At 67.4% G+C, this 9,471-nt stretch carries 9 protein-coding genes; 7 read left to right on the top strand and 2 right to left on the bottom strand.

What is annotated here, in order from left to right:
• From JYJ84_RS20375 to JYJ84_RS20365, 3 genes are all read left to right on the top strand, one after another.
• A partial coding sequence (locus JYJ84_RS20375) for a DUF802 domain-containing protein (RefSeq protein ID WP_205189409.1) occupies positions 1–2,521 on the top strand: 2,521 nt, incomplete at its 5' end.
• A 3-nt stretch (positions 2,522–2,524) separates the two neighbouring features.
• On the top strand, positions 2,525–3,169 hold the full coding sequence (locus JYJ84_RS20370) for an OmpA family protein (RefSeq protein ID WP_122948990.1): 645 nt from the start codon (positions 2,525–2,527) through the stop codon (positions 3,167–3,169).
• On the top strand, positions 3,166–3,780 hold the full coding sequence (locus JYJ84_RS20365; RefSeq protein WP_175223684.1) for a DUF2894 domain-containing protein: 615 nt from the start codon (positions 3,166–3,168) through the stop codon (positions 3,778–3,780). The genes JYJ84_RS20370 and JYJ84_RS20365 overlap by 4 nt, the downstream gene beginning before the upstream one ends.
• 32 nt (positions 3,781–3,812) lie before the next feature.
• On the opposite strand, the gene JYJ84_RS20360 is transcribed toward JYJ84_RS20365, so the two are convergent.
• Positions 3,813–4,385, bottom strand: coding sequence for an NADPH-dependent FMN reductase (locus JYJ84_RS20360; RefSeq protein WP_122948992.1), 573 nt, complete (start codon positions 4,383–4,385; stop codon positions 3,813–3,815).
• A 286-nt stretch (positions 4,386–4,671) separates the two neighbouring features.
• On the opposite strand from JYJ84_RS20360, the gene JYJ84_RS20355 reads away from it, so the two are divergent.
• A complete protein-coding gene (locus JYJ84_RS20355) occupies positions 4,672–5,361 on the top strand; it encodes a hypothetical protein (protein WP_205185140.1) in 690 nt (229 codons plus the stop codon).
• 27 nt (positions 5,362–5,388) lie between these two features.
• Here JYJ84_RS20355 and JYJ84_RS20350 read toward each other — a convergent pair whose 3' ends face one another.
• On the bottom strand, positions 5,389–5,970 hold the full coding sequence (locus tag JYJ84_RS20350) for a histone acetyltransferase (RefSeq protein ID WP_175223686.1): 582 nt from the start codon (positions 5,968–5,970) through the stop codon (positions 5,389–5,391).
• 897 nt (positions 5,971–6,867) lie between these two features.
• Here JYJ84_RS20350 and JYJ84_RS38560 point away from each other — a divergent pair.
• From JYJ84_RS38560 to cml, 3 genes are all read left to right on the top strand, one after another.
• Positions 6,868–7,137: an ESPR-type extended signal peptide-containing protein gene (locus tag JYJ84_RS38560; RefSeq protein ID WP_175223687.1), complete on the top strand. Its 270-nt coding sequence runs from the start codon at positions 6,868–6,870 to the stop codon at positions 7,135–7,137.
• 80 nt (positions 7,138–7,217) lie between these two features.
• On the top strand, positions 7,218–7,808 hold the full coding sequence (locus tag JYJ84_RS20340; RefSeq protein WP_175223688.1) for a hypothetical protein: 591 nt from the start codon (positions 7,218–7,220) through the stop codon (positions 7,806–7,808).
• A 433-nt stretch (positions 7,809–8,241) separates the two neighbouring features.
• On the top strand, positions 8,242–9,471 hold a 1,230-nt coding region (gene cml, locus JYJ84_RS20335), incomplete at its 3' end, for a CmlA/FloR family chloramphenicol efflux MFS transporter (RefSeq protein WP_205189408.1).

Below are 9,471 nucleotides of genomic sequence, written 5' to 3'. Positions count from 1 at the left end.
GCGTGTCGCGCTGCCGGGCCCGTCGCTCACGCCTTACCTGGTCGGCCTGCTCGTGCTGCTCGGCATGCTCGGCACGCTGCTCGGGATGGTCGTCACGCTGAAGGGCACGGGCGCCGCACTCGAAAGTGCGGCCGATCTCGACGCGATCCGCGCATCGCTGATCGCGCCGGTGAAGGGCCTCGGGTTCGCGTTCGGTACGTCGATCGCCGGCGTCGCGACGTCCGCGATGCTCGGGCTGCTGTCCGCGCTCGTGCGCCGCGAGCGGATCGACGCGGCCCAGCAGCTCGACGCGAAGATCGCGACGACGTTGCGCGTGCATTCGTCCGCGCACCAGCGCGACGAATCGTTCCGGCTGCTGCAGCGCCAGGCCGACGTGATGCCGGCGCTGGTCGACCGGCTGCAGACGATGATGACGACGCTCGAGGCGCGCAGCGTCGCGCTGCACGATCGCCAGATCGAAAGCCAGCAGGCGTTTTTCGAGCGGACCGAGCGCGCGTATGCGGGCCTCGCGTCGAATGTCGGCGATGCGCTGAAGGAAAGCGCCGTCGAAAGCGCGCGCGTGGCGGGTGCCGCGCTGCAGCCGGTCGTCGCCGCGACGATGACGGGGCTCGCGCAGGAGATGGCCGCGTTGCGCGACACCGTGACGGGCGCCGTGCAGCGTCAGCTCGACGGGCTGACGGACGGTTTCGAGAAGAGCACCGGCAACGTGACGGCCGTCTGGAACCGCGCGCTCGACGAACAGCGCCGCGCGGGCGATGCCGTCGCGCAGCAGTTGCAGACGACGCTCGGCCAGTTCACCGACACCTTCACGCAGCGTTCGACGGATCTGCTCGACGGCGTGGCGACGCGCCTCGAGTCGACTGAAAGCCGCCTGTCGGACGCGTGGCGCGATGCGCTGTCGCGCCAGGAGCAGGTCGGCGAGACGCTGGCCGGCCAGCATGCGCGTGCGCTGGGCGAGGCCGCCGCGACGTTCGAACGCCATTCGGGCGTCGCGCTTGCCGCGATGCGCGAGTCGCACGCGGGGCTGCAGACCGACCTGGCGGCGCGCGACGAACAGCGCCTCGCCGCATGGCACGACTCGCTGGCCGCGCTGGCCGCGAAGCTCGGCGACGAATGGCAGCGCGCGGGTGTACACAGTGCTGGCCGCCAGCAGGAAATCTGCGATGCGCTCGCACACACGACGCGCGATCTGACCGCGCAAGCATCGACGTTCGAACAACGCTCGAACGATCTGCTGTCGACGATCCGCGATTCGCACACGGGCCTGCAGACGCAACTGGCTGCACGCGACGAAGAACGCCTGTCGGCATGGAACGACTCGCTGGCCGCGATGGCCACGAAGCTCGGCGACGAATGGCAGCGCGCGGGCGTGCATAGCGCGGGCCGTCAGCAGGAAATCTGCGACGCACTCGCACAAACGACGCGTGACCTCACGACGCAGGCATCGACGTTCGAACAACGCTCGAATGATCTGCTGTCGACGATTCGCGATTCGCATACGGGCCTGCAGACGCAACTGGCTGCCCGCGACGAAGAACGCCTGTCGGCATGGAACGACTCGCTGGCTGCGATGGCCACGAAGCTCGGTGACGAATGGCAGCGCGCAGGTGTACACAGCGCCGGCCGCCAGCAGGAAATCTGCGACGCACTGGCACAAACGACGCGCGACCTGACCACGCAGGCGTCGACCTTCGAACAGCGCTCGAACGATCTGCTGTCGACGATCCGCGAGTCGCACGCGGGCCTGCAGACGCAACTGGCCGCGCGCGACGAACAGCGCCTCACCGCATGGAACGACTCGCTCGCCGCGATGGCCGCCGCGCTGCGCGACGAATGGGCGCACACGAGCGCGCAGGCCGCGACGCGCCAGCAGGACATCTGCGACACGCTGGCCCGCACCGCGAACGACATCACCGCGCAGGCGCAGGTGCATGCGAGCGATACGATCAACGAGATCGCGCGCCTCGTGCAGGCCGCATCGGAGGCACCGAAGGCCGCGGCCGACGTCGTCGCCGAGCTGCGCCAGCGCCTGTCCGACAGCCTGGTGCACGACACCGCGATGCTCGAGGAACGCAGCCGCCTGCTTGCGACACTCGAAACGCTGCTCGGCGCGGTCAACCACGCGTCGACCGAACAGCGCACCGCGATCGACGCGCTCGTCAGCACGTCGGCCGACCTGCTCGACCGCGTCGGCGCGCGCTTCAACGACACCGTCGATGCCGAAACGCGCAAGCTCGACTCGGTGGCCGCGCAAGTCACGGCGGGTGCCGTCGAGGTCGCGAGCCTCGGCGACGCATTCGGGATGGCCGTGCAGGTATTCGGCGAGTCGAACGACAAGCTGCTGACCCATCTGCAACGCATCGAGGCCGCGCTCGAGAAATCGCTCGCGCGCAGCGACGAGCAGCTCGAGTATTACGTCGCGCAGGCGCGCGAGGTGATCGACCTGAGCATGATGTCGCAGAAGCAGATCGTCGAAGACCTGCAGCAGCTCGCCGGCCGGCGGGCGAGCGTCGGAGCGTAACGCATGCACGACGAAATCGACGGCGACGCGTCCTCCGCGCCGGTGTGGCCCGCGTTCGCCGACCTGATGTCGGTGCTGCTCGGCGCATTCGTGCTGATCCTCGTCGGCGTGATCGGGATGCAGCTGCAGCTCACGTCGAAGCTCGAGGAAGCCGTGCGCGCGCGCCAGCAGGAAGCGCAGCAGCGCAAGTCGCTCGAGCAGGCGCTCGCCGGGCCGCTCGCGGCCGGCCGCGTGACGCTCGTGAACGGTCGCATCGGTATCAGCGGCAACGTGCTGTTCGCATTGAACTCCGACCAGTTGCAGCCCGCGGGCCGTGACCTGCTGAAGACGCTGGCCGCGCCGCTGGGTGCGTATCTGAAGACGCGCGACGAGATCCTGATGATCAGCGGCTTCGCCGACGACCAGCAGGTGCACGCCGGCAACCGCCAGTTCGCGGACAACTGGGAGCTGTCGGCCAAGCGCGCGTTGACGGTCACGCGTGAGCTGATCGACGCCGGCGTGCCGGCGTCGTCGGTGTTCGCGGCCGCGTTCGGCTCCGAACAGCCGGTCAGCTCGAATGCGGATGATGAAGGCCGCGCAAAGAACCGTCGCGTGGAGATTGCGCCGGTGCCGCGCAAGTCGGCCTCGAACGGAGGGAAGGCGCAGTGACCGGCGACGCGACGCATGTTCGCGCGACGCTCGACGCATGGCGCGAGCAGGGCGCCGACCGGCTCGATCCGGTGCGCTTTCACCGGATCGACGCGCTCGAACGGCGCGCGGCCGCGCTCGGAGGCGACGCGCGCGCGTTGCTCGACGCACGGCTGGCAACGCTGCTCGAAGGTTTCGCGGAGGTCGTAGCGCGCGCTGGTGAAGCGGCAGCCGTGAGCGACGCAACAGGGGCGCCCGCACGCGGCGCGCTGGCGGAACTCGTCGAGCGGCTCGCGCGCGATGCGCAGGCCGACCGTCGCGGGCTCGATCCCGAGCTGGTCGACTACTTCCGCACGATGTGGTCGAAAGTCCGCACGGAGCAGCAGTACCGCCAGTCGCTCGACCAAGTGCCGCGCAACGCGGGGCCGCTCAATTCGAACAGCCTCGTGCACCGGTCGCTCGCGACGATGCGCGAATTGTCGCCGGCCTATCTGCAGCAGTTCCTGTCGTATGTCGACGCGCTCGCGTGGCTCGAGGATCTCGCCGGCGGCGGCGCGCAGCCCGAGAAGGAAGCGCCGCGCGCGAAGGTGGCCAAACCGGCGAAGAAGGTGACGCGCGCCAAGGCACGGTAACGCGACGCGCGTTCACGAACGCACGCAGGGTGCTACCGGCCCGGCTCCGCTTCGTGGATCGCCGCGCGCAGCGCGTGCAACGCGTCGGCCAGCGCCGACGCGAACGGCGGATGCGCGGCGATGCCCGCCGCGTCGAGCTGGCTCCCGAGAATCGGCAGCGTGATCGACGCGGGTTCGACGATGCGCGCCGACATCACCGACAGCGTTTCCCGCAGCGCCGCGTCCGCATGCGTCGCGCGCGGTGACGCGTTCAGCACCGCGACCGGTTTGTACACGACGGCCTCGCATCCCACGATCCAGTCCAGCGCGTTCTTCATCACGCCCGTTACGCCATGCGCGTATTCCGGGCTCGCGATCAGCAGGCCGTCGGCGGCATTCACGCGGTCGATCAGGTCGCGCACCGCGGCGGGCGACGGATATTCTGCGTCGGGATTGAACAGCGGGAATTCGCCGAGACGATCGAAGCGCACGATGCGCATGCCGCGCGGCGCGACTGTCGCGGCCGCATCGAGCAGTGCGGCGTTGTACGACTGGGCGCGGAGGCTGCCGCACAGCGCGACGATGTCGAGGGGGCGGGCGGCGTCGGTTCGGGGATCGGTGGTCATCGATGGGCGTGTCGGTTGGCGCGTGGCGCAGCGGTGAGCGTCGCACGGATTATCGCACCGGCGTTCGGGCAGCGTTGTGCGCGAGCGCAGGCGCTACAATCGCCAGGATCGATCCCGCACGCGTGAGAGGGCGGATGCCTGGAAACGAAATAAGACGACTGAGGGCTCGCATGAACCCGTGTTCCGGAATGACTGCCGCAGCGCTGTCCGCTGCAATCAGGGGCGAGAGCGCGGAGCGGTGTCGCGCTGTCGCACTGCCGTTGAACGGCAAACGACGGTGAAGCCGATGCCGTTCCGAAAATGCATCGAGCATACCGACCTGCCGCCGACGGTGGCGGCAGCGATTCCGGCGGAAAGCTACCTGACCGCATACGATCGTCCCGGCACCGCGACACTGGTCATCTGGGTCGTCGATCCGTCGCTCAACCGCCAGCGCGAACGCGAGTATTCGCACGCGACCGGCGCATTCCTGACCGTCGCCGAGCGCCACGCGCTGTGTCCGCCGAACCGGACGTTCGTGATGCCGGACGGGCGCGTGACCGTCCACGTTGGTTATCGCTTCGATCCCGATACGGATGTCTGCAGCGAGACCTATGCGGCATTCGACAACGCAACGTCAGCCTTGCTCGCGCAGAGCGAGCAGATGTGTTTCTCGCCGGTGACGAGCGATCCGGAAGACGTCGTGCGCGATGCGCTGCGCAAGGCCGAGTTCCCGCGCACGTATGCCGGCTGGATCGTGCCGGAGCGCATCGGCTACTGGGTCGGCGTGCTGTACCGGCAGCGCCGTCAGGCTGGTGAATCGGGCGCGCACGAGAATGCGGCGTTCACGGCCGCGCTGGTCGCGCAGATGAAGCGCGTCGATCCGAACATCGAATGGCTGCTTCCGTCGGTGCTCGCCGAGCTCGCCCGTATGGAGATGACGGACGAGCACGTATTGCGTGCGGCGTTCAGCGAACGAACAGGCATCGCGATCTAGCCGCAGCCGTGCCCGGCGCGTGAACGCTCACATGCAGACGGCGCTGGCCATCCCCGCCACGCGCGCGAATTCCCCGATTTCCCACCCGGTGCCGAGCATCAGCCGCCGCGTATGCAGTGCGCCATGCACGTCGTCGGCGACGGTTTCGCCGAGATAACGGAGCGCACGCCCCTCGATATCGACGAAGCCGTGCCGGTAATCCTGCGCGAGCGCCGTCCACAACTGCGCGGCGCCGACCGACTGGCGCGCGCCGCTGATCAGGCACAGGCCCGCGTCGAGCCCCCAGCGATACAGCGTCGTCGCCAGCCCCTTGCGTTGCGCGGACCCGCGCAGCCGCGTATGCGGTGCGCGCAGGTAGCGGTCGGCGCGGCGCGGGATTTCAGGTAAGCGGTTGAACACCGTATAGCCGGCCAGCTGGCGCGCGGCCGGATCTTCGACATACAGGAAGTATTCGCCGTCCGCTTCGCGGTGGCGGACGATCAGGCCGGAGCGGCCGAGCGCGACGGCCGGCAGGCCGTGCAGGCGGTGGCCCGGCTGGTGCAGGCGTGCGTAGAGCGTGTCGAGTTCATCGTCGATGTCGTGCTGGGAATGCTGTACGTCGATGCGCATGGCAAAGGTCGCCCGTCCCGGGCGGTCCGAGAAAGTGGTTCATCGCAAATGGGGAAAGGAATGGGTGCGGCCCCCTGGCTCGGCGAAGCGAGCCGGGGCCGCGAATCAGCTGGGGATGTGCTGGAAACCGGCGGCGATCGCGGCGAGGCCCGCGATGCAGAGTGCGAACAGGATCAGGACTTTGTGGATCACGTCTCTCTCCTCATGAATGCGCGGCGCCGAAGGGCGGCATCGCGGAGACGGTGAGCGGCGGGCACGGCCCGCGCGGCCGTCGTGCGGGACGACGGTCGAAGGTCCGGGGCGACAAGCGCGCGGACGGTCAGCACCATACGCGACAGCCACGGAGCGGGCAATCGGACTGGCGGAGAAAAGCGACGAAACGCGGGGGATTCAGGTGTTTCGCGACGATTGGTCGCAAGGGCGGATGCCTTTGCGTTCGCACGGACAGGGCGTGCATTGCGACCTCACGCGCGTGTTGCTGTTGCATGTTCATGAAGTGACTGACGGGATGCCGACCGTGAGGCTGCCGCGAGTATCGAGTTATCTCAAATAGAAGGCATGTTTTTAGCAATCGCTTCCGATTGTTAAAGCGCGGTGGGAAATAGCGACGGTTTTTTGGGCGGCACTTGATCCGGATGTGTCGAAAAATGAGGAATACGCATCAGGAAAATCGATGGCGGCGAATTTCAGCGTGCGCGACTTTATCAATTCCTGACAGTGTGCCGACAAATGTTTCGATATATTTCGACGCGAGAGACTCATTAGATTCGCGACGGCCTGAGTGAAGAAATCGCGGGGAAATCTGGAAACGTCGATTCAGGCGGTGCCACCTCTGCATCACGGGTTATAGCGTTCCGAACGTATTCGCCAGGGGCGTAAAAGCGCACCTGCCGTGCCATGAACAAGAACCCATATCGTCCGGTATTCAGCCGCGCACGTAACAGATTGATCGCGGTCGAAGAGACGGCCGGCGCGTCGGCGAAGACAAGCCGTGGAGAAACCATCCGCACGGCGCCACGCGGCGTTTTTCGGCGCCGCTCGCGGCAGGCGCGGCACCACGCTGGGCGCCGGCACAGGTCGTGGGTGCCGGGGCGAGTGCACCGAAGGGCGTGCAGGCTGAGAACGGTTTGCCACAGGTCAATATCAACCGGCTCGGCGATGCCTTGAATGACACCGGGCAATCGACAGAAAACCGATCACGAGGGAGATGTTTTGTTAGTTGTATTGATCAAAATAGAGAGTGAAAAATGAAAAACAATATGATTCTGGCGGTCCTGGCGGGTTCTACCGTCTTGTTGTCGGCATGCGGTGGTGGTGGTGACGGCGGCGGGAGCACCGCGACGAGTAGCGACAGCGCGACGGGAACCCCGTCGCCGACCGCACCGGATCCTCAGCCTGTCACGCTCAAGTGTCCGGACGGCTACAAGTCGATCCAGCTCACCAAGAGTGCCGTTGCGAATGCGACGATGACGCTGGTCACCGACGACGGCATCGCGACGTTGACCTTCAAGACCCCGCCGGGTGGCGTGGTTCGCGACGGATTGATTTGCCTGGGCAAACCGGATCCGGTGCCTGCGGGCGTGAACGCGGACCTCGTCTACGAGATCAAGTCCTACGGTGGGTTCGACAACATGTACGACCGTACGCTGACCCTGAACTTCACCTCGAACATCATTCCCAATCCGAGCCCGGCGGTCATCGAAATGGCCGACGTCTCGGGCGGGACCGTCACCTACAAGCCGACCATCATGGGGCCGATCATTTCGACTCCGCCGACCTTCAGCTTGGCGGCGGCTGCAAACTTCACCGGCCTGTACGTCGTGCGTCTGAAGCATTGACGTCCGGCGACGCGAGCCGGGGCCGCGAATCCGCCGGGGATGGGCCGGGGATATGCGGATTCGCGGCGGCGATCGCGGCGAGGCCCGCCAGGCAGTGTGCGAACCGGATCGGGACTGTGTGGGCCACGTCCCGTTCCACCGGAATGCGCGGCGCCGTATCGCACGCGGCTGGCCAGCACGATACGCGAGCGGGCCGACCTGATCGCCACCAGCCGGCCGTGCGTGCACGGCTGGTGCCCTTCTGTCGAACCGACTACACTGCACGGTCATCGCACACCACACACCACAAGGATTCCTCCATGGGAGCCGGCCCGTCCACGGATCGCTAAGCCGCAACGACCTTCGTTAACCGGTCGTTGCGGCGATCTCCCGTCGTCCCTCGCTGACCAGGCAGATCGCCGCCAGATTCCCTTTTCTGAGCGGATGCCTTGTCATGCCTGAACAATCCACGCCCGTCTGGGCCTATTCGTTGCCGTCGGCGCTGCTGCTGATGGCGCCTTTCGATCTCCTCGCTTCGCTGGCGATGGACGTGTACCTGCCGGTGATCCCGGAGATGCCGTCCGCGCTCCGCACGTCGCCGGCCATCGTCCAGTTGACGCTGAGCGTCTACATGGTCGTCCTCGGCCTGGGCCAGATGATCTTCGGCCCGTTGTCGGACCGCGTCGGCAGACGGCCGGTGGTGCTGGGTGGCGCGCTGTGTTTTGCGGCGGCTTCCCTGGCGCTTGCGATCGCCACCGGCGGCGGCCTGTTCGTCGCACTGCGCGTCCTGCAGGCGCTGGGCGCGTCGGCTGCCCTCGTCGCCACGTTTGCAACCGTCCGCGATGTCTACGCCGATCGCCCCGAAGGCCGCATCATCTACAGCCAGTTCGGCGCGATGCTGGCGTTCGTGCCGGCGCTCGGGCCGCTGCTCGGCGCGGCCATCGCGGTAGCCTGCGGGTGGCGCGCGATCTTTGCGACGCTCGGCGTGCTGGGTTTGCTCGCATGCGGACGCGCGTGGCCGCGCCGGCACGAGACGCGGCCGCGGACGGCGACCCGGCAGGGGCCGTCCGTCGCATCGATGCTCGGCAGCCGGCCCTTTCGGGTTCACACGCTCGCGTTTGCCGCCGCGATGGGGGTGTTCTTCGTGTTCTTCTCCACCGCGCCGCGTGTGCTGGTCGGCGCTGCCGGCTATTCCCGCGTGGCGTTCAGCGTGGCCTTTGCGACCGTCGCGATCGTGATGGTCGTCGTGTCGCGCTTCGCCGGAACGTTCGTGTCGAGATGGGGCGAGGCAGGCTGCGTCGCGCGCGGGGCGCTCACGATGATGACGGGGGCGATCGTGCTGGCGGTCTGCTCGCTCCTGACGAAGCCGTCGTTCGCGACGTTCGTGATGCCGATGTGGCTGGTGGCGGTCGGCATCGTGCTGATGTCGTCGGTGTCCGCGAACGGGGCGCTGCGCGATTTCGGCGATGCCGCCGGCAAGGCGGTCGCGCTCTACTACGCGGTGCAGAGCGTGATCGTCACCGGCGTGGGCACGTTCGCGACGCTGGTCTTCGACGGGGCTACCGCGTGGCCGCTGGCGGCCTGCTGCTTCGGCATGGGCCTCGCGAGCTTCGTCGCGATCAACGGGCTGACGCGTGCGACCCGCCGTGAGCGTGACGGAAGCGCTCGCGGCGTCTCGTTCGAC

This window comes from Burkholderia sp. LMG 13014 (assembly GCF_905232215.1).
Classification (GTDB): Bacteria; Pseudomonadota; Gammaproteobacteria; order Burkholderiales; family Burkholderiaceae; genus Burkholderia.
The sequence above is the reverse complement of the archived record's forward strand: the minus strand, read 5'-3'. Positions and strand labels throughout refer to the sequence as shown.